This window comes from Streptomyces sp. NBC_01465 (assembly GCF_036227325.1).
Taxonomy (GTDB): domain Bacteria; phylum Actinomycetota; class Actinomycetes; order Streptomycetales; family Streptomycetaceae; genus Streptomyces.
Genome location: NZ_CP109467.1, coordinates 3,384,415 through 3,402,785, shown reverse-complemented (window position 1 = coordinate 3,402,785; position 18,371 = coordinate 3,384,415). Strand labels below are relative to the sequence as shown.

At 68.7% G+C, this 18,371-nt stretch carries 22 protein-coding genes and 4 tRNA genes; 21 read left to right on the top strand and 5 right to left on the bottom strand.

What is annotated here, in order from left to right; all coding sequences use genetic code 11:
• Positions 1-53: 53 nt before the first annotated feature.
• Positions 54-135 (top strand) — tRNA-Tyr (locus OG707_RS15970).
• A 53-nt stretch (positions 136-188) separates the two neighbouring features.
• On the opposite strand, the gene OG707_RS15965 is transcribed toward OG707_RS15970, so the two are convergent.
• Together OG707_RS15965 and OG707_RS15960 are read right to left on the bottom strand one after the other, a co-directional pair.
• Positions 189-845: an SDR family oxidoreductase gene (locus OG707_RS15965; RefSeq protein ID WP_329118699.1), complete on the bottom strand. Its 657-nt coding sequence runs from the start codon at positions 843-845 to the stop codon at positions 189-191.
• A 34-nt stretch (positions 846-879) separates the two neighbouring features.
• Positions 880-2,100, bottom strand: coding sequence for an amidohydrolase family protein (locus OG707_RS15960; RefSeq protein WP_329118697.1), 1,221 nt, complete (start codon positions 2,098-2,100; stop codon positions 880-882).
• A 201-nt stretch (positions 2,101-2,301) separates the two neighbouring features.
• Between OG707_RS15960 and OG707_RS15955 the strand changes: the two genes are divergently transcribed.
• From OG707_RS15955 to OG707_RS15910, 10 genes are all read left to right on the top strand, one after another.
• Positions 2,302-2,374: transfer RNA gene (locus OG707_RS15955), tRNA-Thr, on the top strand.
• 44 nt (positions 2,375-2,418) lie between these two features.
• A tRNA-Met gene (locus OG707_RS15950) sits at positions 2,419-2,491 on the top strand.
• A gap of 88 nt (positions 2,492-2,579) precedes the next feature.
• The gene (rpmG, locus tag OG707_RS15945) at positions 2,580-2,744 is read left to right on the top strand and encodes a 50S ribosomal protein L33 (protein WP_003956487.1); all 165 of its coding nucleotides are present in this window, start codon (positions 2,580-2,582) and stop codon (positions 2,742-2,744) included.
• A 93-nt stretch (positions 2,745-2,837) separates the two neighbouring features.
• The gene (locus tag OG707_RS15940; RefSeq protein ID WP_329118696.1) at positions 2,838-3,290 is read left to right on the top strand and encodes a MaoC family dehydratase N-terminal domain-containing protein; all 453 of its coding nucleotides are present in this window, start codon (positions 2,838-2,840) and stop codon (positions 3,288-3,290) included.
• Positions 3,291-3,294: 4 nt separating this feature from the next.
• Positions 3,295-3,729, top strand: coding sequence for a MaoC family dehydratase (locus OG707_RS15935; RefSeq protein ID WP_329118694.1), 435 nt, complete (start codon positions 3,295-3,297; stop codon positions 3,727-3,729).
• A 94-nt stretch (positions 3,730-3,823) separates the two neighbouring features.
• On the top strand, positions 3,824-4,384 hold the full coding sequence (locus tag OG707_RS15930) for a TetR/AcrR family transcriptional regulator (RefSeq protein WP_329118692.1): 561 nt from the start codon (positions 3,824-3,826) through the stop codon (positions 4,382-4,384).
• A 76-nt stretch (positions 4,385-4,460) separates the two neighbouring features.
• Positions 4,461-5,891 (top strand): MFS transporter, encoded by a 1,431-nt coding sequence (locus OG707_RS15925; RefSeq protein ID WP_329118690.1) that lies wholly within the window; start codon positions 4,461-4,463, stop codon positions 5,889-5,891.
• Positions 5,892-5,962: 71 nt separating this feature from the next.
• Positions 5,963-7,018, top strand: a complete 1,056-nt coding sequence (locus OG707_RS15920) for a UDP-N-acetylmuramate dehydrogenase (protein WP_329118688.1) — start codon at positions 5,963-5,965, stop codon at positions 7,016-7,018.
• A gap of 72 nt (positions 7,019-7,090) precedes the next feature.
• Positions 7,091-7,618, top strand: a complete 528-nt coding sequence (locus OG707_RS15915) for a SigE family RNA polymerase sigma factor (RefSeq protein WP_329118687.1) — start codon at positions 7,091-7,093, stop codon at positions 7,616-7,618.
• The gene (locus OG707_RS15910) at positions 7,615-8,418 is read left to right on the top strand and encodes a hypothetical protein (protein WP_329118685.1); all 804 of its coding nucleotides are present in this window, start codon (positions 7,615-7,617) and stop codon (positions 8,416-8,418) included. Before OG707_RS15915 ends, OG707_RS15910 begins: the two co-directional genes overlap by 4 nt.
• Positions 8,419-8,433: 15 nt before the next feature.
• Here OG707_RS15910 and OG707_RS15905 read toward each other — a convergent pair whose 3' ends face one another.
• Positions 8,434-9,066 carry an NAD(P)-dependent oxidoreductase gene (locus tag OG707_RS15905; protein WP_329118683.1) on the bottom strand — a complete coding sequence of 211 codons (633 nt, stop codon included), beginning with the start codon at positions 9,064-9,066 and terminating at the stop codon, positions 8,434-8,436.
• An 86-nt stretch (positions 9,067-9,152) separates the two neighbouring features.
• Here OG707_RS15905 and OG707_RS15900 point away from each other — a divergent pair, with 86 nt between their 5' ends.
• Together OG707_RS15900 and OG707_RS15895 are read left to right on the top strand one after the other, a co-directional pair.
• Positions 9,153-9,749, top strand: coding sequence for a TetR/AcrR family transcriptional regulator (locus OG707_RS15900; protein ID WP_329118681.1), 597 nt, complete (start codon positions 9,153-9,155; stop codon positions 9,747-9,749).
• Positions 9,750-9,782: 33 nt separating this feature from the next.
• Positions 9,783-10,490, top strand: a complete 708-nt coding sequence (locus tag OG707_RS15895) for a DsbA family protein (RefSeq protein ID WP_329118679.1) — start codon at positions 9,783-9,785, stop codon at positions 10,488-10,490.
• Positions 10,491-10,508: 18 nt separating this feature from the next.
• Here the strand turns inward: OG707_RS15895 and OG707_RS15890 are convergent, their stop codons facing one another.
• Together OG707_RS15890 and OG707_RS15885 are read right to left on the bottom strand one after the other, a co-directional pair.
• Positions 10,509-11,528: an adenosine deaminase gene (locus OG707_RS15890; RefSeq protein ID WP_329118677.1), complete on the bottom strand. Its 1,020-nt coding sequence runs from the start codon at positions 11,526-11,528 to the stop codon at positions 10,509-10,511.
• 126 nt (positions 11,529-11,654) lie between these two features.
• The gene (locus tag OG707_RS15885) at positions 11,655-12,881 is read right to left on the bottom strand and encodes a pyridoxal phosphate-dependent aminotransferase (protein ID WP_329118675.1); all 1,227 of its coding nucleotides are present in this window, start codon (positions 12,879-12,881) and stop codon (positions 11,655-11,657) included.
• A gap of 159 nt (positions 12,882-13,040) precedes the next feature.
• Here OG707_RS15885 and OG707_RS15880 point away from each other — a divergent pair.
• The 8 genes from OG707_RS15880 (at position 13,041) to rplL (ending at position 18,216) form a co-directional block, all read left to right on the top strand.
• Positions 13,041-13,113, top strand: a tRNA-Trp gene (locus OG707_RS15880).
• 105 nt (positions 13,114-13,218) lie between these two features.
• Positions 13,219-13,506, top strand: coding sequence for a preprotein translocase subunit SecE (gene secE, locus OG707_RS15875; RefSeq protein ID WP_329118673.1), 288 nt, complete (start codon positions 13,219-13,221; stop codon positions 13,504-13,506).
• A gap of 74 nt (positions 13,507-13,580) precedes the next feature.
• Complete coding sequence (nusG, locus tag OG707_RS15870) at positions 13,581-14,462, top strand: transcription termination/antitermination protein NusG (RefSeq protein WP_329118671.1); 882 nt, start codon at positions 13,581-13,583, stop codon at positions 14,460-14,462.
• A gap of 166 nt (positions 14,463-14,628) precedes the next feature.
• The gene (gene rplK / locus OG707_RS15865; RefSeq protein ID WP_329118668.1) at positions 14,629-15,063 is read left to right on the top strand and encodes a 50S ribosomal protein L11; all 435 of its coding nucleotides are present in this window, start codon (positions 14,629-14,631) and stop codon (positions 15,061-15,063) included.
• 83 nt (positions 15,064-15,146) lie between these two features.
• On the top strand, positions 15,147-15,869 hold the full coding sequence (rplA, locus tag OG707_RS15860; protein WP_329118666.1) for a 50S ribosomal protein L1: 723 nt from the start codon (positions 15,147-15,149) through the stop codon (positions 15,867-15,869).
• A 152-nt stretch (positions 15,870-16,021) separates the two neighbouring features.
• Positions 16,022-16,912, top strand: coding sequence for a hypothetical protein (locus OG707_RS15855; RefSeq protein WP_329118664.1), 891 nt, complete (start codon positions 16,022-16,024; stop codon positions 16,910-16,912).
• 281 nt (positions 16,913-17,193) lie between these two features.
• The gene (rplJ, locus tag OG707_RS15850) at positions 17,194-17,727 is read left to right on the top strand and encodes a 50S ribosomal protein L10 (RefSeq protein ID WP_329118662.1); all 534 of its coding nucleotides are present in this window, start codon (positions 17,194-17,196) and stop codon (positions 17,725-17,727) included.
• A 108-nt stretch (positions 17,728-17,835) separates the two neighbouring features.
• Positions 17,836-18,216 carry a 50S ribosomal protein L7/L12 gene (gene rplL, locus OG707_RS15845; protein ID WP_329118661.1) on the top strand — a complete coding sequence of 127 codons (381 nt, stop codon included), beginning with the start codon at positions 17,836-17,838 and terminating at the stop codon, positions 18,214-18,216.
• The last annotated feature ends 155 nt before the right edge of the window (positions 18,217-18,371 follow it).

The following is an 18,371-nucleotide window of genomic DNA, read 5'->3' as shown; positions in this document are numbered from 1 at the left end:
CGTTTACGTCGTTGCACCGGAGCGCCGCGAGGCGGACCGGGACGACAACCCTTGGCGATGTGCCCGAGTGGCCAAAGGGAGCAGACTGTAAATCTGCCGGCTCAGCCTACCCAGGTTCGAACCCTGGCGTCGCCACAGGAAAACAGCCCCTGACCAGCAATGGTCAGGGGCTGTTCTTGTTTCCGGGCTCAGTTCCCCGCCACGTCCTTCACCGCCACCGACACCGGCACGGACCCGCTCACGAGCTCCAGCGTCAGCCCCGCCGTGGCCGGACTCTCCACGAGCTCCGCGAGCACCGCCGCGACGTCGTCCCGGGACACCGAGCCCCGCCCCGTCGAGACCTCAAGACGTACGAGACCGGTCCCCGCGTCGTTGATCAGCGCCCCGGGCCGCAGAATCGTCCACTCCAGGCCGGCCCGGCCGCGTACCTCCTCGTCGGCCGCGCCCTTCGCCCGCAGATATGCGTCGAAGACCTCGTCGCCCTCACGCTCCGTGTCCGCCCCCATCGACGAAACGACCACATAGCGCCGCACCCCGGCACGCTCCGCCGCGTCCGCGAAGAGCACCGCCGCGTCGCGGTCCACGGTGTCCTTGCGCTCCACGCTGCTGCCGGGCCCCGCGCCCGCCGCGAAGACCGCCGCGTCGGCGCCCTTCAGCACCTCGGCGACCTGCTCCACGGAAGCGGATTCCAGATCGAGTACGACCGGTTCGGCGCCCGCCGACCGCAGGTCCTCGCTCTGCCCTTCCGCGCGGATGATGCCCGCGACCTCGTCACCGCGCGCGGCGAGCAAACGCTCCAGCCGCAGCGCGATCTGACCATGTCCACCTGCGATGACAATGCGCATGTTTCCGACCGTACGCCCGCGAAGCGCCCCGCGCTCAGGGACCCGCGTCCGACCGCCCCTGACGCGGCAGTTCGAGGGCGACGGCGACCGCCGAATCGCAGTACTCGCGCACCGCGCTCGTCCGCGCGACGACCCTCCCGCGATGGACGACGATCCTGCTGTACGCCAGCGAGAGCACGGCGTCCAGCCGCTCTCCCCGTACGGCGAGAAGCTCCGCCGGGAACCCCGCCTCGACCCGCACCTCCGGCAGCCCCATCGCCTCGCGCGCCGCCGAACTCACCGTCGCGTACGCCTCGTTGGCGCGCATCCCCGTCTGCGAGGCCAGCAGGTACGCGGCTTCGAGCGGATCCCCGCGCCCCACCGGGTTGGCCGCGTCCCGCAGCGCCCCGCTGCCCGCGGCGACCTGCACCCCGGCCGCCCGCAGCAGCCGTACGGGAGCCGTCCCGCGCACCTCCCCGCACCCGCCCTGCGGCAGGCACACGACGCGTACCCCGGCCGCGGCGAGCTGGTCGGCGGCCCGGGTCGCCACGTCCAGCGGCAGCCGCGCAAGACCGGTGCAGGGCCCGAGCGTGACGCCGCCGCGCAGCCCTCCGGCCATCGCCGCGAGCCGCGCGAGCCGGGCCGGATCGTCACCCTCCGTATGCAGATCGACGGAGACCCCGTGTTCGGCGGCGACGGTGAGGACGGCCTCCGCGTACCCCGTCGGATCGGGGTCCAGATCGGGGCAGCCGCCCACCGCGGCGGCGCCCATCTTCACCGCGTCCCGCAGCATCGCGAGCCCGTCGGCCCCCGCGACCCCGGTGAGCAGCCGGGGCACGGCGACGGCCGTCAGGTCCGCGAGCCCGCGCAGCGAGCGCCGGGTCTTCAGTACGGCCTCCAGCGCCGCGAGCCCCTGGACGTCCCCGATCCGTACGTGCGAGCGCTGCGCGGTGGCCCCGTGCCCGAGCTGCAGCAGCGCGGCCTCGGTGGCGCGCCGCTGGATGTCCTCGGGCGTGCAGGAGGCCGGCTGGTCGGCGGTGAGGGCGGTGTCGCTGTGGGCGTGCGGTTCGGCGGGGGCGGGGAGCAGCAGATAGCCGCCGAGGTCGACGCGCGATCCCTGCGAGGGGAGGCTGCCCGCGGTGCCGACGGCTTCGATGCGCCCGGAGCCGACCTGGACGTCGACGGTGCGTCCGTCGGTGAGGCGGGCTCCGGCGAGCAGCAGTGCGGTGGTGCCGGCGGTGGCGCCCTCGGGAGGCTGCGGCTGACTGTCGGGCATCGCGCTCCTCCTGGGGAACAGGCTCGTGGATCAAGATCACGCAGCGGTGGAGCGAGCCTAGGGCGAGGCCGGGCGCGCTTCGAGGAGGAGCGGAATAGTCGTACCGGTGTGGCCTCGTGGGGCCGGTGTGAGTGGTGGGGGAGCGGGCCGACTTAAGGATTTGGTCGATCGGCGAGGGAGCGGGTAATGTCTTCCTCGCTCGCCCCAATAGCTCAGTCGGTAGAGCGTCTCCATGGTAAGGAGAAGGTCTGCGGTTCGATTCCGCATTGGGGCTCTGGTGCGGTAGCCCTCACCTTCGGGTGAGGGATTCCGTATCAAAGCGGTGTAGCTCAGTCGGTAGAGCAAGCGGCTCATAATCGCTGTGTCACCGGTTCAAGTCCGGTCACCGCTACACACAGTAGCCGATTGTGGGGTCGGTCCTTCGATCGGCTACTCTTTTTTGCGTTCATCCGTCCAACGACCGTCTCAGGAGCACTCACGTGGCTGCCACCGACGTCCGCCCGAAGATCACGCTGGCCTGCGTGGAGTGCAAGGAGCGGAACTACATCACCAAGAAGAACCGGCGTAACAACCCGGACCGTCTTGAGATGAAGAAGCACTGCCCGCGCTGCAACTCGCACACAGCTCACCGCGAGACGCGCTGACACTCAGGCTCGTATGGCAAGGCCGTCCCCCTCGGGGGGCGGCCTTGCGTCGTTTGCAGGTTCAGGCACTTTCACATCAGGAGGTAGCGAGTCATGGCGCTCGACCAGTCCTTCGTGGGGCGGACCTATCCGCCCACCGCTCCGTACGAGGTCGGCCGGGAGAAGATCCGCGAGTTCGCGGTGGCTGTGGGTGACGCCAATCCCGCGTACACGGATCCGGATGCCGCCAAGGCGCTCGGTCATTCCGATGTGATCGCTCCGCCGACTTTTGTGTTTGCGATCACTTTCAAGGCCGCAGGTGCGGTGATCGAAGATCCGCAACTGGGTCTGGATTACAGCCGGGTGGTGCACGGCGATCAGAAGTTCGCTTACAAGCGTCCGGTGCGGGCGGGGGACCGGCTGACGGTCACCTCGACCATCGAGGCGATCAAGTCGATGGCGGGCAACGACATCCTGGACATCCGCGGCGAGGTCCACGACGAGTCCGGCGAGCACGTCGTGACCGCCTGGACCAAGCTCGTGTCCCGCGCGGCAGAGGGAGTGTGACGCGATGACGGCGAAGATCTCTTACGCGGACGTCGAGGTCGGCAGCGAGCTGCCGGCGGCGTCCTTCCCGGTGACGCGCGCCACGCTGGTGCAGTACGCGGGCGCCTCCGGCGACTTCAACCCGATCCACTGGAACGAGAAGTTCGCGGTCGGCGTCGGGCTGCCCGACGTGATCGCACACGGCATGTTCACCATGGCCGAGGCGATCCGTGTGGTCACCGACTGGGCGGGCGACCCGGCGGCGGTCGTGGAGTACGGCGTGCGCTTCACGAAGCCCGTCGTGGTCCCCAACGACGAGACGGGTGCGCTGATCGAGGTCAGCGCCAAGGTCGCGGCCAAGCTGGACGACGACGCCCGTACGGTGCGCGTCGACCTGACGGCGATGAGTGCAGGTCAGAAGGTGCTCGGCATGTCCCGCGCCGTCGTCCGCCTCGCCTGAGAAGCGTCATGGGTAAGGGGCGTCCGCAATGGCGGACGCCCCTTACCCGTTTCACCCCTTGACTTAGATAGTGATTGGCCACTAACTTACTCGCATGGTCAGGATGAGCGCAGACGAGAGGCGCGAGAGCGTCATCCGCGCGGCGGTGACGGAATTCGCCCGCGGCGGCTACCACGGCACCTCCACGGAGGCGATCGCCAAGCGGGTCGGTGTCTCGCAGCCGTATCTCTTCCGGCTCTTCCCGAACAAGCAGGCCATCTTCCTTGCCGCGTCGGTCCGTTGCTGTCAGGAGATCGCCGAGCTGTTCAGCAAGGCGGCCGAGGGGGTCGAGGTCGAGGACGCCAGGCACGTCATGGGCGAGGCGTACGAAACCCTCATCGCCAAGGACCCGGACAAGCTGCTCATGCAGATGCAGATGTACGTCGCCGTGGCCTCGGCCGAGGTCGCCGGCGACCACGAGTTCGGTGAGTCGATCAGGGCGGCCTGGTCGGAGCTGTACGACACGGTCCATCTCGCGCTCGGCGCCGATCCCGCCGAGACCACGCAGTTCTTCGGGGGCGGCATGCTCATCAACACCCTGGTGTCCTTGGGCTTCGGGCCCGGACACCGCACCTGGATCTGCTTCCACGAGTCGGTGCGGCTCGGCCGCGAATGAGTTCCGTGTTCCACCTGCGCGTCCCGTTTCATGCCCGGCAAAGTTAGTCATTGATAACTAATCCCGAGGGGGAGCAATGAACGAGCAAGCAGCAGGAGGGCGCGGGGGCGCCACCTGGGCCCTGATCATCACCAGCGTCGCAGGCTTCATGGCGGCACTCGACAACCTCGTCGTCACGACCGCCCTGCCCTCCATCCGCGAGGACCTGGGCGGCAAACTCTCCGACCTGCAGTGGACGGTGAACGCGTACACGCTCACCTTCGCGGTCCTGCTGATGTTCGGCGCGGCCCTCGGCGACCGGTTCGGCCGCCGCAAGCTCTTCATCACCGGTCTCACGGTCTTCACCCTCGCCTCCGCCGCGGCGGCCATGGCCCCCGGCATCAACTCCCTGGTCGCCGCCCGCGCCGTCCAGGGCGTAGGCGCCGCGATCATGATGCCGCTGACTCTCACCCTGCTCACCGCAGCCGTCCCGGCCGCCAAGCGGGGCGCCGCGCTCGGCATCTTCTCCGCCGTCACCGGCCTCGCGGTCGCCAGCGGCCCGCTGATCGGCGGCAGCCTCACCGAGCACTTCTCCTGGGAGTGGATCTTCTGGCTGAACGTCCCGGTCGGCCTGGCTCTGCTGCCCCTCGCCCGCCTCCGCCTCGCGGAGTCGTTCGCACCCAACGCCCGCCTCGACATCCCCGGCACGCTCCTCGTCAGCGGCGGTCTCTTCGGCATCGTCTACGGACTGGTCAACGGCCAGACCGACGGCTGGACTTCACCCACCATCCTCATCAGCCTCTTCGCGGGTGCCGCACTCCTGGCCGGCTTCGTCCACCACGGCTTCACCCACAAGAACCCCATGCTCCCCATGCGGCTCTTCCGTAACCGCGCCTTCTTCGGGATCAACATCGCCGCCATGCTGATGTTCCTGGGGATGTTCGGCTCGATCTTCCTGCTCAGCCAGTTCTTCCAGGGCGTCTCCGGCTACTCGCCCACCGAGGCCGGTCTGCGGATGCTCCCCTGGACCGGAATGCCGCTGATCGTCGCGCCGTTCGCCGGGATCCTCTCGGACCGCATCGGCGGCCGCCCGGTCGTCGTCGCCGGTCTCGCCCTCCAGGCGATCGGCCTCGGCCTCTTCGCGGCGGTCCTGAGCCCCGACGTCTCGTACGCCGCCCAGCTCCCGGCCCTGATCCTCAGCGGCATCGGCATGGCGCTCTACTTCGCCCCCGCGGCCAGCGTGGTCATGTCCAGCGTCCGCCCCGCCGAGCAGGGCATCGCCTCCGGCGCCAACAACGCCCTGCGCGAGGTCGGCGGATCGCTCGGAGTCGCCATCCTGGGCGCGGTCTTCGCCTCCCAGGGCGGCTACGGGCCCCCGCAGCTGTTCACCGACGGCACCGTCCCCGCCCTGTGGATCGGCGCCGCAACGGTCGCCCTCGCGGCCCTCGTCGCCCTGATGATCCCGCGCCGCACGAAGTCCGTGACCGAGGAGACGCCTGTCCAGGAGCGCGAGCTCGCCACGGTCTGATCCGGAACCCCAGCCGACGGCCCCGCCCACACAGGCGGGGCCGTCCGCATGCGGTCTCGTAGGCTGAACCCGTGCAGGAACTCCACGAAGCCCCCCTCGCCCCCCTGACCACCTTCCGCCTGGGCGGCCCCGCCACCCGGCTGATCACGGCGGAGACCGACGCCGAGGTGATCGAAGCGGTCCGCGCCGCCGACGCCGCAGGCACGCCCCTCCTCGTCATCGGCGGTGGCTCCAACCTGGTCATCGGCGACGGGGGGTTCAGTGGTACGGCGCTGCGCATCGCGACCCGGGGCTTCGAACTCTCCGGTACGAAGCTCGAGTTGGCGGCCGGCGAGATCTGGTCGGACGCCGTCGCCCGCACGGTCGAGGCAGGCCTGGCCGGTATCGAGTGCCTCGCCGGAATCCCCGGCTCCGCCGGAGCGACCCCGATCCAGAACGTCGGCGCGTACGGCCAGGAGGTCTCCTCCACGATCACCGAGGTCGTCGCGTACGACCGCGAGGCCGCCGAGACGGTCACCGTCCCCGCCGCCGACTGCCACTTCTCGTACCGCCACAGCCGCTTCAAGCAGGACCCGGACCGCTACGTCGTCCTGCGCGTCCGCTTCGAGCTGGAGGACGCGGACGGCCTCTCGGCGCCCATCAAGTACCCGGAAACCGCCCGCGCCCTCGGCGTCGAGGCCGGCGACCGCGTCCCGGCGGCACAGGCCCGCGAGACGGTGCTGAAGCTGCGCGCGGGCAAGGGCATGGTGCTGGACCCCGAGGACCACGACACCTGGTCCGCAGGCTCCTTCTTCACCAACCCGATCCTCACGGCGCAGGAGTACGAGACCTTCCTGACCAGGGCGCATGCGCGGCTCGGCTCCGATGTCGTCCCGCCCGCGTACCCGGCGGGGGAGGGCCTGACCAAGACATCGGCGGCCTGGCTGATCGACAAGGCGGGCTTCACCAAGGGGTACGGGACGGGCCCGGCCCGGATCTCCACCAAGCACACCCTCGCCCTCACCAACCGGGGGAGTGCCACGACCGAAGACCTCCTCGCGCTCGCCCGCGAGGTCGTCGCGGGCGTCCAGGAGGCCTTCGGAGTCACTCTCGTCAACGAACCGGTGACGGTCGGCGTCAGCCTCTGAAACCCGGTGGAACCCACCGGGCACCCCCGGTTGTCGAGTGAGTGACAGGGTGCTCGTCGAGGGGGGACACAGGTGGAGACAGGCCCGCCCGCGCGCGATGCCGATTTCACGGAGTTCACCGCGTCCGCGTACCCCTCGCTGCTGCGCACGGCCCGCCTGCTGACGGGGGACCGGCACACCGCCGAGGACCTGGTCCAGGCCGCTCTGGTCCGCGTCTATCTGCACTGGGGGCGCTCGGCGGCCTGGGAGTCCCCACAGGCGTACGCGCGCAAGGTGGTCGTCAATCTGTACGCCACCTGGCGCCGCCGCAGCTGGCACCGCGAGGTGCCGCACGCGCTCCAGGGGGAGCGGCCCGACGGAGCCGACGACGCGACGGGCGGCACGGACACCCGCATCGAGCTCCGGCGCGCCCTCACCTCCCTGCCCCGCGCCCAACGGGCGGTGCTGGTGCTCCGCTTCTACGAGGACCTGTCGGTGGAACAGACGGCCGAGCTGCTCGGCTGTTCGCCCGGGACGGTCAAGAGCCGTACCAACCGGGCCCTGGAACGACTGCGCGCCACAGGTGCGCTGACCGGCTACGCGGGAAGGGGCGCGCGGTGAGCGACAGGGACCACGCGGAAGAGGACGAGGAACTGCTGCGCCAGGCGCTGCACGATCTGGCCGCGTCGGACGGCCCCGCACCACCGGTGGCCGCCCCGGCCCTGATGGCCCGCGGCCGCCGTACGCGCGGACGGCGACGGGCGACAGTGGCGGCCTGTGCGACGGCGCTGGTTGCGCTCGGCGGGTCGGCACTGGGGCTGAACCTTGCGGGAGGGGAGGGCGGGGACGGATCCTCGCGAGCCTCGACCGCAGCCGTACGGACACCTTCCGGCGCGGTGATCGGCGAGAAGTACACGTATGCGCTGCCCGGGGTCTGTGATCTGCGGGTCGCCCTCTTCGACGGGCGCCTGTGGACCGCCCCGCCCCACTCCACCTGGGCGATTCAGCTCGCCGGGCCCTATCTGACGCGGCCCATGACGCTCCGGTCGAAGGACACCCTGCGCTTCGGGGGAGTCTCCGGTGTCCCCTGGATGACGTTCCACCCGGCGGATCAGGCCGATGTTGATGCCGTAGCCCCGGGCTGTCTGGACCGGCTGGAATCGGATGTGGAGAAACCGAAGGCAGGCGTGCTGTACCCGCTGCAGCTGGGCGGCGGCCCTTCGTGCGGCAAGGGCCCGGACGTCGTCCGCCTCGGCGGCCGCTGGTGGGCCTCCGACGAGAAGACACCGAAGGACGCCTGGAAACCGTCCCCGCCCGGCACGGTCCAGCTGCTCGCCCCCGACATCGCCGAGGTCTCCTACCTCGGAGGCCGCACGGCCACCTTCCGCCCGCTGGACGACGGGCCGGGACCGTGCGCCTGACTAGTTGCTCCGCAACTAGTACGCGACGCCCACGCCCTGCTTCACGGTCGCCGGGTCGTCGATCATCGCCAGCATCGCGTGCGCGACATCGGCGCGCGCGACGGTCCTGCCACGGCTCGGATTTCCGCCGACCACCGTCCGGTAGACGCCGCTCACCGGCTTGTTCGTGAGCCTCGGGGGCCGTACGGACGTCCAGTCGGTGGCCGACTGGGCCAGTGCGTCCTCCATCGCGCGCAGGTCGGCGTAGACCGGGCGCAGAGCCGAGTTGACCACCGACAGCATCGCGCGGTCGACGAGCGGCTGACCCTGGGGGGCCGGACCCAGCGGCCCCGCGCTCACCACGAGCAGCCGCCGTGTGCCCTCCGCCTCCATGGCCTGCAGCACCGGCCGGGTCAGCCGGGCCGCCACCCCCGCGTCCGACCGCTTGCGCGCTCCCAGCCCCGAGAGCACCGCATCGCGCCCGGCCACGGCGGCCCGCAGCTCCTCGGCGTCGTCGAGGTCGGACGTGACGACCTGCACCTCCGACAGTGGGACCGGGAGCCGGGCCGGATCCCTCACCACCGCCGTGACCTGGTGACCTGCCGCCAGCGCCTGCTTGACGATCTCCTGGCCGATGCCGCCGGTCGCTCCGAAAACGGTGAGCTTCATGGCACGTCCTCTCGGGTGGGTAAGTGTTCACTCACCCCTATAGTGAGTAAACGCTCACCCACTCGTCAACCTTGGTTGGTCACTCCATGCAGCAGAAGCCGGCCCGCGTCCGCATCGTCGACGCCGCTCACGAACTCATGCGCACCGCCGGCCTCGCCCGCACCACCACCAAGGAGATCGCCAAGGCGGCGGGCTGCTCCGAGGCGGCGCTCTACAAGTACTTCCCGAGTAAGGAAGACCTCTTCGTCACGGTCCTCAGCGAACGCCTGCCCAAACTGGCCCCCCTCCTGAACACCCTGGTCGAGAGCCCCGGCGGGCACAGCGTCGAGGAGAACCTCGTCACCATCGCCCGCCAGGCGGCCCTCTTCTACGCGGAAAGCTTCCCGATCGCCGCCTCGCTCTACGCCGAACCCCGCCTCAAACAGCGCCACGACGACGCCATGCGCGCGATCGGCGCCGGCCCGCACATGCCCATCCGCCGCCTCGACGCCTACCTCCGCGCCGAACAGCAGGCAGGCCGCCTCACCCCCGAAGCCGACACCTACGCAGCCGCCTCCCTCCTCCTGGGAGCCTGCGCCCAGCGCGCCTTCGCCTACGAGATGTCCGAGGGCGGAGTCCCCCCGCAGCCCCTCGACGAGTTCGCGGCGGGAATTGCCCGCACCCTCCTCACAGGGATCGCATAGGGTCCTCCCCGTACCCAGGGGAGGGGAAGATCAATGCAGTTCAGAAGGGCTGCGGCAGGCATAGCTCTGACCGCGGCACTGGCGACGGGATGCACCGGCAGCCCGATCGAGGAAAGCAAGGCGGGCACGAGTTCCGCGCAGCTCCCGGAGCGGCTCGGCAAGGACGGCACCACGATCGTCGTCGGCCGGACCGGCAGCACGCCCGTGCAGGTGTACGAGGACATGCGCTGCCCGGTCTGCAAGGACTTCGAGGACCCCGAGAGCGGCGCACCGGTGCTGCGCAGGCTCACGAAGAAGGGCCTGTACCGCACCGAGTACACGCTCGCCTCGTTCCTCGACGACCGCCTGGGCGGCCAGGGCTCCAAGCGCGCGGCCAACGCCCTGCGCGCGGCGCTGGAGAAGCGGAAGTTCGCGGAGTACCACGATGTGCTCTTCGCCCATCAGCCCGAGGAGTCGGTCGACGGCTACACGGACGACTTCCTTCTCCGCATGGCGTCCCTGGTCCCGGGCCTGCGCGACGCGGAGTTCGACGCGGCGGTCAAGAACATGAAGTACCGGGCCTTCGTGACGGCCTCGGAGAAGGCGTACGAGAAGTCGAAGGCGTCCGGCACACCGGGCTTCGCCGTCAGTGGCGTGCTGGTGCCCGACGAGGTCCGCGGAGCGATGTTCGACCCGCAGTTCCTGCCGACGGCGCTCCAGTACACGGCACTGTCCCCGGCGGACCGCGCGAAGCTCACCTAACAATCCCCGTGTCCGGGGTCAGGCGGCCAGCCAGTCGTCCACCCCGGACAGCAGCTTCTCCCGTACGTCGGCCGGCGCCGCCGACCCCCTGACCGACTGCCGCGCCAGCTCGGCCAGCTCCTCGTCGGTGAACCCCTGGTGCTTGCGCGCCAGTTCGTACTGCGCCGCAAGACGCGACCCGAACAGCAGCGGATCGTCGGCTCCCAGCGCCATCGGCACCCCCGCGTCGAACAGCCGCCGCAACGGCACGTCCTCGGGCTTCTCGTAGACCCCCAGCGCCACATTGGACGCCGGACACACCTCGCACGTCACGCCGCGCTCCGCCAGCTTCCGCAGCAGCCGCGGATCCTCGGCCGCCCGCACCCCGTGCCCGATCCGGGTCGCGTGCAGGTCGTCCAGGCAGTCCCGTACGGAAGAAGGCCCGCTGAGCTCCCCACCGTGGGGCGCGGCCAGCAGCCCGCCCTCCCGTGCGATGGCGAAGGCCCGGTCGAAGTCCCTTGCCATGCCCCGGCGTTCGTCGTTGGAGAGCCCGAACCCGACCACCCCGCGGTCGGCGTACCGCACCGCGAGCCGCGCCAGTGTCCGCGCGTCCAGCGGATGCTTCATCCGGTTCGCCGCGACGACCACCCGCATCCCGAGCCCGGTCTCCCGCGACGCGGAGTCGACCGCGTCCAGGATGATCTCCATCGCCGGGAGCAGCCCGCCGAGCAGGGGCGCGTACGACGTCGGATCGACCTGGATCTCCAGCCACCCGGACCCGTCCCGCACATCCTCCTGGGCAGCCTCGCGCACCAGCCGCTGGATGTCCTCAGGGGCGCGCAGGCAAGACCGCGCGATGTCGTAGAGCCGCTGGAAGCGGAACCAGCCCCGCTCGTCGGTGGCCCGCAGCTTCGGCGGCTCCCCGCCGGTCAGCGCCTCGGGCAGGTGGACGCCGTACTTGTCGGCCAGCTCCAGCAGGGTCGAGGGCCGCATCGACCCGGTGAAGTGCAGATGCAGATGGGCCTTCGGCAACAGCGTGACATCACGTACGTGCTCCATCCCAAGATCCTGCCGTACGGACCTGTCCTCCCGGTAGCGGCTTTCCCCTTATGAGTAGTTGCCCGAACGAAGAAACGGGCCCCCGGCCGAAGCCGGAAGCCCGCATCCGTACTAGTCGCAGAGAAACTAGTCCCGCGCCTCGCCCAGCAGCTTCTGCAGCCGCGAGACGCCCTCGATCAGGTCCTCGTCGCCCAGCGCGTACGAGAGCCGCAGGTAGCCCGGGGTCCCGAAGGCCTCGCCGGGCACCACGGCGACCTCGACCTCGTCCAGGATCAGCGCGGCGAGCTCGACCGAGGTCTGCGGCCGCTTGCCCCGGATCTCCTTGCCGAGCAGCCCCTTCACCGAGGGGTACGCGTAGAAGGCGCCCTCGGGCGTCGGGCAGACGACCCCGTCGATCTCGCTGAGCATCCGCACGATGGTCTGCCGGCGCCGGTCGAAAGCGGTCCGCATCTCGGCGACCGCGTCCAGGCTCCCGGAGACGGCGGCGAGCGCGGCGACCTGCGCCACGTTGCTGACGTTCGACGTGGCGTGCGACTGCAGGTTGGTCGCGGCCTTGACGACGTCCTTCGGGCCGATGATCCACCCCACGCGCCAGCCGGTCATCGCGTACGTCTTGGCGACGCCGTTGACGACGATGCACTTGTCGCGCAGCTCGGGCACGATCGCGGGCAGCGACGTGAACGTCGCATCTCCGTACACAAGGTGCTCGTAGATCTCGTCCGTGAGCACCCACAGACCGTGCTCGACGGCCCAGCGCCCGATCGCCTCGGCGTCGGCCTCGCTGTATACGGCGCCGGTCGGGTTGGACGGCGAGACGAAGAGGACGACCTTGGTCCGCTCCGTACGGGCAGCCTCGAGCTGCTCCACGGAGACCCGGTAGCCGGTGGTCTCGTCGGCCACGACGTCGACCGGGACACCGCCGGCGAGACGGATCGACTCGGGGTACGTCGTCCAGTACGGAGCCGGGACGATGACCTCGTCGCCCGGGTCGAGGATCGCGGCGAAGGCCTCGTAGATCGCCTGCTTGCCACCGTTGGTGACCAGCACCTGGGAGGCGTCCACCTCGTAACCGGAGTCGCGGAGCGTCTTGGCGGCGATGGCGGCCTTGAGCTCGGGGAGCCCGCCGGCCGGGGTGTAGCGGTGGTACTTCGGGTTGCGGCAGGCCTCGATCGCGGCCTCGACGATGTAGTCGGGCGTCGGGAAGTCGGGCTCACCGGCCCCGAAGCCGATCACCGGGCGTCCGGCGGCCTTGAGGGCCTTGGCCTTCGCGTCGACGGCGAGGGTCGCGGACTCGGAGATAGCACCGATGCGGGCGGAGACCCTGCGCTCGGTAGGAGGAGTTGCAGCGCTCATACGGCCCATCGTCCCAGACCTGAAACGCGCTCGGCACACGGGTTTCACGGACTGGTCAGGAATGATCTGTTCGACGTCAGCCCCGTGAGCACGTACACTCACTCACCGTTGGCCCACACCGACCACATCCCCGGATGCGGTAGGTTGGGGGAACAACAAAGGGTCGTAGCTCAATTGGTAGAGCACTGGTCTCCAAAACCAGCGGTTGGGGGTTCAAGTCCCTCCGGCCCTGCTACACACACCTTCGCCGGTTGTGTGCGCATGTAAGTACTTCATTGATTGCCATGCGGCTCCACCGGGCGCGGCATGGTCACGACCCGGAATCAGGTGAGAGATCGTGACGGACGCCGTCGGCTCCATCGACATGCCTGATGCGCAGGATGAGGCGCCGGAGTCGAGCAAGAAGGCGCGCAAGGGTGGAAAGCGCGGCAAGAAGGGCCCCCTGGGCCGTCTCGCGCTCTTCTACCGCCAGATCGTCGCGGAGCTCCGCAAGGTCGTCTGGCCGACGCGCAACCAGCTGTCGACGTACACGACAGTGGTCATTGTCTTTGTTGTCATCATGATCGGCATCGTGACCGTGATTGACTTTGGGTTCAACCACGCCGTCAAGTACGTCTTTGGCTGATCCCGCGAAGGGCGCCCGGAGCGGCGCCCCTTTCGCATGTTCCACACCTTTGTATCCAGGAAGAAGCAGCCACCGTGTCTGACCCGAACCTGAACGAGTCCGCCGAGGCCGAACTCGACATCGTCGAGGCGGCAGACGCTGTGGACCCCGACCAGGCAGAAGCTGCTGACGCCGCTGCTGGCGAGCCGGCCGAAGAGGCCGCTGTTCACATCGAGGACGAGGCCGAAGCGGTCGCCGAGAGCGATGAGGACGAGGCCGCAGTCGAGGCAGAGGCCGACGACGCCGAGGGCGACGAGGAGCCTGCCGAGGCAGAGGCCGAAGCCGAGCCCGCCGAGGTTCTCGACCCGGTCGAGGCCCTGCGCCAGGAGCTCCGCGGTCTCCCCGGCGAGTGGTACGTCATCCACACGTACGCCGGCTACGAGAAGCGCGTGAAGGCCAACCTGGAGCAGCGCGCCGTCTCGCTGAACGTGGAGGAGTTCATCTATCAGGCCGAGGTGCCTGAAGAGGAAATCGTCCAGATCAAGAACGGCGAGCGCAAGAACGTCCGCCAGAACAAGCTTCCCGGTTACGTGCTGGTCCGCATGGACCTCACCAACGAGTCGTGGGGCGTTGTCCGCAACACCCCCGGTGTCACCGGCTTCGTCGGCAACGCCTACGACCCGTACCCGCTGACGCTGGACGAGATCGTCAAGATGCTCGCTCCGGAGGCCGAGGAGAAGGCCGCGAAGGCCGCAGCGGAAGAGGCCGGTCTGCCGGCGCCGCAGCGCAAGGTCGAGGTCCAGGTGCTGGACTTCGAGGTCGGCGACTCGGTCACGGTCACCGACGGCCCGTTCGCGACGCTCCAGGCCACGATCAACGAGATCAACGCCGACTCGAAGAAGGTCAAGGGCCTCGTCGAGATCTTCGGCCGCGAGACTCCGGTCGAGCTCAGCTTCGACCAGATCCAGAAGAACTAGTTCTCTCTGGACACACGCCTACCGACCAGGTCAGACAGGCTCTCGCAGCCGGTCTGACCTGCTTGGTTTTTGGTCGCGCAGCTATACCCGTTATCGTTGTGCGGTATGCCTCCGTCCGGATGACCGGATGTGGGCGAAAAACTCTCACTAGGACCCGGAGAGAGCAATGCCTCCCAAGAAGAAGAAGGTCACGGGGCTTATCAAGCTCCAGATCAACGCGGGCGCCGCTAACCCGGCGCCGCCGGTCGGTCCCGCACTGGGCCAGCACGGCGTCAACATCATGGAGTTCTGCAAGGCCTACAACGCCGCGACCGAGTCGCAGCGTGGCATGGTCGTGCCGGTGGAGATCACGGTCTACGAAGACCGTTCCTTCACCTTCATCACCAAGACTCCGCCGGCCGCGAAGCTGATCCTCAAGGCCGCAGGTGTGGACAAGGGCTCCGGCGAGCCGCACAAGACCAAGGTCGCCAAGCTCACGGCTGCCCAGGTCCGCGACATCGCCACGGTCAAGCTCCCCGACCTGAACGCCAACGACCTCGACGCCGCGTCGAAGATCATCGCTGGCACCGCCCGTTCCATGGGCATCACGGTCGAGGGCTGATCCAGCCCCCCGTCTGACCTTCCAGTGGTAGGACCAGCGCTGGTCCGCACCACGACTCCACACCTGACACCACAGGAGCAGCAGTGAAGCGCAGCAAGACTCTCCGCGCTGCGGACGCCAAGATCGACGCGGGGCGCATCTACCCCCCGCTCGAGGCCGTCCGTCTCGCCAAGGAGACCTCCGCCACGAAGTTCGACGGCACCGTCGAGGTCGCCATGCGTCTGGGCGTCGACCCGCGCAAGGCCGACCAGATGGTCCGTGGCACCGTGAACCTCCCGCACGGCACCGGTAAGACCGCCCGGGTCCTGGTCTTCGCGACCGGCGACCGTGCTGAGGCCGCGCTCGCCGCGGGCGCCGACATCGTCGGCTCCGACGAGCTCATCGACGAGGTCGCGAAGGGCCGTCTGGACTTCGACGCCGTCGTCGCCACCCCGGACCTCATGGGCAAGGTCGGCCGCCTCGGCCGCGTGCTCGGTCCGCGTGGTCTGATGCCGAACCCGAAGACCGGCACCGTCACCCCCGACGTCGTGAAGGCTGTCAACGACATCAAGGGCGGCAAGATCGAGTTCCGCGTCGACAAGCACTCGAACCTGCACTTCATCATCGGCAAGGTTTCCTTCGACGAGACGAAGCTGGTCGAGAACTACGCCGCGGCGCTGGAGGAGATCCTCCGTCTGAAGCCGTCCGCCGCGAAGGGCCGCTACATCAAGAAGGCCACCCTGGCCACCACGATGGGCCCCGGCATCGCGCTGGACGCCAACCGCACGCGCAACCTCCTCGTCGAGGAGGACCCGGCCTCCGTCTGAGCCCTCGGGTCTCAGCAGTAGCCGGACCGACCGGGCCCCGCATCTCTTCGGAGATGCGGGGCCCGGTTTCTTTTGCGCGGCTTTGAGGAACCCGTGACGCGGAAGCGGCAGAATGCATGGGTCCCAACAGCACCAGAGGGGTGGACGGTTCCATGGAGACCAGCACAATGCGCCGTATCAGTACGGCAGTTGTCGCAGGAGTGGCATTGACCGCGGTCGCGGCCTGCGGAAGCAGCGGCGGTACGGCCAAGAAGACGGGCGGGGACACTGGAGGGGGAGCGGTCAAGGAGGTCAGCCCGATCGCAGCACTGCAGCTGGCCCAGCAGAAGACCGGCGAGACCAAGTCCGCCAAGGTCGAGGGCACGACGGTCATGGGCTCCACGATGTCCATGAAGCAGAGCGGCGTGATGGCCTGGTCGAACGGTGTCACGGGCACCATGGACATCACCTACACCGCCGGCACCATGGCCAACACCATGAAGCAGATGGGCACCGACGGCACCGTCAAGGCCCGCTACCTGCACGACGGTTACTACGTGAACATGGGCGACGTGTTCGCCAAGCAGTCGGGCGGCAAGCACTGGATCCAGTACCGCTACGCCGACATGGCCCGCCTCATGGGCGCCTCCGGCGATGCGATGAAGGACCAGATGCAGAACACCACTCCCGACCAGGGGGTGAAGTCCCTGCTCGCCTCGGGCGATGTGAAGAAGGTGGGCACTGAGGATGTGCGCGGGGTCTCCGCGACGCACTACTCGGGCACGGTCGACGTGGCCAAGCTGACGGAGCGGAACACCGCGCTGTCCGCCGAGAAGATGGCCGCACTCAAGGCCCAGTTGGAGAAGGCCGGCATCACCACCGAGCAGGTGGACATCTGGATCAACAAGGACAATCTTCTGGTGAAGAAGATCGAACGCGGCCAGATGAAGACGGGCGAGCTCAACTCGACGGTCTACTACTCCGACTACGGCGTCGCGGCCCCCGCGGAGGCGCCTCCGGCCGGGGACACCATCGACTTCACCAAGATGATCAACAAGCAGTAATCGCGAGTCCAAACCTCGCCACGGGGGCGGATTTGCTTGACGCCGCCCCTTTCGCGTAATCTTCCACAGAAGCCAAAGACCGCTGGTCGTTGCCGTGTTCTCAGCTGAGAGTGCGGTGGCCGAAGGATCCGTTGATTACGGACGACCTGCGCAGGTGACTGTGGAAGTGCTCCCGGATTCGTCCGGTCGAGCTCACGCCCCGTGCACCTGTGCCGGGGCGTTTTCGTTTTCCGCGGTTCCTTCTGAGCGGTCCTCATCACCCGGAAGGAGGCCGACGCTCTATGGCAAGGCCCGACAAGGCTGCCGCGGTAGCCGAGCTCGCGGACCAGTTCCGCAGCTCGAACGCCGCCGTGCTGACCGAGTACCGGGGTCTCACCGTGGCGCAGCTCAAGACGCTGCGTCGTTCGCTCGGTGAGAACGCCCAGTACGCCGTGGTGAAGAACACGCTGACCAAGATTGCGGCCAACGAGGCCGGGATCACTTCGCTGGACGACCACTTCAGTGGTCCGACGGCGGTTGCCTTCATCACCGGTGACCCGGTGGAGTCGGCGAAGGGTCTTCGTGACTTCGCCAAGGAGAACCCGAACCTGATCATCAAGGGCGGTGTCCTTGACGGTAAGGCGCTGTCCGCCGATGAGATCAAGAAGCTTGCGGACCTCGAGTCCCGCGAGGTTCTGCTCGCCAAGCTGGCCGGCGCCATGAAGGGCAAGCAGACTCAGGCTGCGCAGCTCTTCCAGGCTCTGCCGTCGAAGTTCGTCCGCACCGCGGAAGCGCTTCGCGTCAAGCTTGCCGACGAGCAGGGCGGTGCCGAGTAATTCGGCTCGCGCAATGACCGACGCCACTCGGCGTAGGTCGCAGCGGGCCTGTACGCCCGCCGACATGTACATACGGCACCTGCCGAATTAGTGGAAGGACCCGCCATCATGGCGAAGCTCAGCCAGGAAGACCTGCTCGCCCAGTTCGAGGAGCTCACCCTCATCGAGCTCTCCGAGTTCGTTAAGGCGTTCGAGGAGAAGTTCGACGTCACCGCCGCCGCGGCCGTCGCCGTTGCCGGTCCGGGCGCCCCGGCCGCCGCCGAGGCCGCTGAGGAGCAGGACGAGTTCGACGTCATCCTCACCGGTGCCGGCGACAAGAAGATCCAGGTCATCAAGGTCGTGCGTGAGCTGACCTCCCTGGGTCTCAAGGAGGCCAAGGACCTCGTGGACGGCGCCCCGAAGCCCGTCCTCGAGAAGGTCGCCAAGGAGGCCGCCGAGAAGGCTGCCGAGTCCCTCAAGGGCGCCGGCGCTTCCGTCGAGGTCAAGTGACTCCGAGAGTCTTCTGACTCTCTGAACTGAAGGGCGATCACCCGTAAGGGTGGTCGCCCTTTGGCGTACGGTGACGCCCCCGCCGCCTGCCTTGCTCTTCCGGCTGTGACGAGTATGGTGATCTTCGTTGTGCGCAGGACTGCAACGCAGCGGGC

Bases quoted from the DNA above. Each gene is read 5' to 3' on its own strand.
- OG707_RS15965 (WP_329118699.1), bottom strand. From the start codon at position 845: ATGCGCATTGTCATCGCAGGTGGACATGGTCAGATCGCGCTGCGGCTG.
- OG707_RS15960 (WP_329118697.1), bottom strand. From the start codon at position 2,100: ATGCCCGACAGTCAGCCGCAGCCTCCCGAGGGCGCCACCGCCGGCACC.
- OG707_RS15940 (WP_329118696.1), top strand. From the start codon at position 2,838: ATGGCGCTCGACCAGTCCTTCGTGGGGCGGACCTATCCGCCCACCGCT.
- OG707_RS15935 (WP_329118694.1), top strand. From the start codon at position 3,295: ATGACGGCGAAGATCTCTTACGCGGACGTCGAGGTCGGCAGCGAGCTG.
- OG707_RS15930 (WP_329118692.1), top strand. From the start codon at position 3,824: ATGGTCAGGATGAGCGCAGACGAGAGGCGCGAGAGCGTCATCCGCGCG.
- OG707_RS15925 (WP_329118690.1), top strand. From the start codon at position 4,461: ATGAACGAGCAAGCAGCAGGAGGGCGCGGGGGCGCCACCTGGGCCCTG.
- OG707_RS15905 (WP_329118683.1), bottom strand. From the start codon at position 9,066: ATGAAGCTCACCGTTTTCGGAGCGACCGGCGGCATCGGCCAGGAGATC.
- OG707_RS15900 (WP_329118681.1), top strand. From the start codon at position 9,153: ATGCAGCAGAAGCCGGCCCGCGTCCGCATCGTCGACGCCGCTCACGAA.
- OG707_RS15895 (WP_329118679.1), top strand. From the start codon at position 9,783: ATGCAGTTCAGAAGGGCTGCGGCAGGCATAGCTCTGACCGCGGCACTG.
- OG707_RS15890 (WP_329118677.1), bottom strand. From the start codon at position 11,528: ATGGAGCACGTACGTGATGTCACGCTGTTGCCGAAGGCCCATCTGCAT.
- OG707_RS15885 (WP_329118675.1), bottom strand. From the start codon at position 12,881: ATGAGCGCTGCAACTCCTCCTACCGAGCGCAGGGTCTCCGCCCGCATC.
- rplK (WP_329118668.1), top strand. From the start codon at position 14,629: ATGCCTCCCAAGAAGAAGAAGGTCACGGGGCTTATCAAGCTCCAGATC.
- OG707_RS15855 (WP_329118664.1), top strand. From the start codon at position 16,022: ATGGAGACCAGCACAATGCGCCGTATCAGTACGGCAGTTGTCGCAGGA.
- rplJ (WP_329118662.1), top strand. From the start codon at position 17,194: ATGGCAAGGCCCGACAAGGCTGCCGCGGTAGCCGAGCTCGCGGACCAG.
- rplL (WP_329118661.1), top strand. From the start codon at position 17,836: ATGGCGAAGCTCAGCCAGGAAGACCTGCTCGCCCAGTTCGAGGAGCTC.